At 43.1% G+C, this 1,659-nt stretch carries 6 tRNA genes and 2 rRNA genes; all 8 read left to right on the top strand.

Annotation, left to right across the window (positions count from 1 at the left end):
• Positions 1-17 precede the first annotated feature (17 nt).
• The 8 genes from rrf (GKG00_RS08805) (at position 18) to GKG00_RS08840 (ending at position 1,659) form a co-directional block, all read left to right on the top strand.
• Positions 18-134 (top strand): 5S ribosomal RNA (rrf, locus tag GKG00_RS08805).
• A gap of 191 nt (positions 135-325) precedes the next feature.
• Positions 326-400: transfer RNA gene (locus tag GKG00_RS08810), tRNA-Asn, on the top strand.
• A 144-nt stretch (positions 401-544) separates the two neighbouring features.
• Positions 545-661: ribosomal RNA gene (gene rrf, locus GKG00_RS08815) — 5S ribosomal RNA — on the top strand.
• Between the two features lie 175 nt (positions 662-836).
• Positions 837-911 (top strand) — tRNA-Asn (locus tag GKG00_RS08820).
• Between the two features lie 3 nt (positions 912-914).
• Positions 915-1,003: transfer RNA gene (locus tag GKG00_RS08825), tRNA-Leu, on the top strand.
• A gap of 4 nt (positions 1,004-1,007) precedes the next feature.
• Positions 1,008-1,084, top strand: a tRNA-Met gene (locus GKG00_RS08830).
• Between the two features lie 24 nt (positions 1,085-1,108).
• Positions 1,109-1,185: transfer RNA gene (locus GKG00_RS08835), tRNA-Met, on the top strand.
• Positions 1,186-1,584: 399 nt separating this feature from the next.
• Positions 1,585-1,659, top strand: a tRNA-Glu gene (locus GKG00_RS08840).

The raw sequence follows: 1,659 nt of genomic DNA on the forward strand, positions 1-1,659 counted from the left end.
TGTGAAAAGTGAATAAGTATGGTGATAAAAGCAAGAGGGATACACCTGTACCCATGCCGAACACAGAAGTTAAGCCTATTAACGCCGATGGTACTACGATGGAAACGTCGTGGGAGAGTAGGTAGTCGCCAAACAAAGATTTAAAGTTTGATTACTAAAGGAAAATTTAATAATTCCATTCGCTCAGCCTCACGTCGAAAATCTTCTATTAGGAAAAAGAAATGAAGATTTCCTCGTTCGAAGCGTCGCTCATGGAAAACATTAAATTTTCAAAAAAAGTAATCAAACTTTAAAAAGCGTACACCACTCTTAGGAGTGGTAATAATCCTAGGTAGCTCAATGGTGGAGCACTCGGCTGTTAACCGATAGGCTGTGGGTTCGAGTCCCACCCTGGGAGCCAAATGCCGGGGTGGCGGAACTGGCAGACGCACAGGACTTAAAATCCTGCGGTGGTAAAACACCGTNAAGCTAACTGATACTAATAAATCGAAAACTTGACTGGAAATATATACTGTTATTGATTGAGATGTAAAAAGTGAATAAGTATGGTGATAAAAGCAAGAGGGATACACCTGTACCCATGCCGAACACAGAAGTTAAGCCTCTTAACGCCGATGGTACTACGATGGAAACGTCGTGGGAGAGTAGGTAGTCGCCAAACAAACAAGTGGCGCGAAAGCCACTTAAAGAGACCTTGAAGAATTTAATGTATTTTACGAGCGACGCTTCGAACGATAAAACCTTCATATTTAAATATTAAAAAGAAGGTTTTTGAAGTGAGGCTGAGCGAGTGAAAACATTAAATTCATAAATCAAGGGATCTTTTGTTAACATATTCCTAGGTAGCTCAATGGTGGAGCACTCGGCTGTTAACCGATAGGCTGTGGGTTCGAGTCCCACCCTGGGAGCCAAATGCCGGGGTGGCGGAACTGGCAGACGCACAGGACTTAAAATCCTGCGGTGGTAAAACACCGTATCGGTTCGATTCCGATCCTCGGCACCAATAACGCGGGATAGAGCAGTTTGGTAGCTCGTCGGGCTCATAACCCGGAGGTCGTAGGTTCAAATCCTGCTCCCGCAACCATACATAGCAACTAATTTTTAATATGGCGGAGTAGCTCAGATGGCTAGAGCACACGGTTCATACCCGTGGTGTCAGGGGTTCGATTCCCTTCTCCGCTACCAATTTTTTATTCAGCGGTTGTGTTTGAAAATTAAATTACCCTTGGCATTAAGTTTATGGTCACAGCGGTTCTTGACCCTAACCCAAATTACGAAGTAATTTGTTGGTAGGTCAAATGTCACGAAATAGAAATCTTTGATTTCGTTATGTAGCGACCAAGACATTTGCAGCGAAGCTGCAACATTACAGAAACAATTTAATACAATATTTAAACCTTGAATAACAAGGCCCTATGGTCAAGCGGTTCTTGATCCTAACCCAAATTACGAAGTAATTTGCAGGTAGGTCAAATGTCGCGCAATAGAAATCTTCGATTTCGTTATGTAGCGACCAAGACATTTGCAGCGAAGCTGCAACATTACAGAAACAATTTAATACAATATTTAAACCTTGAATAACAAGGCCCTATGGTCAAGCGGTTAAGACATCGCCCTTTCACGGCGGTATCCCGGGTTCGAATCCCGGTAGGGTCACCA

Source organism: Finegoldia sp. BIOML-A1 (assembly GCF_009678325.1).
GTDB lineage: Bacteria > Bacillota > Clostridia > Tissierellales > Peptoniphilaceae > Finegoldia > Finegoldia magna.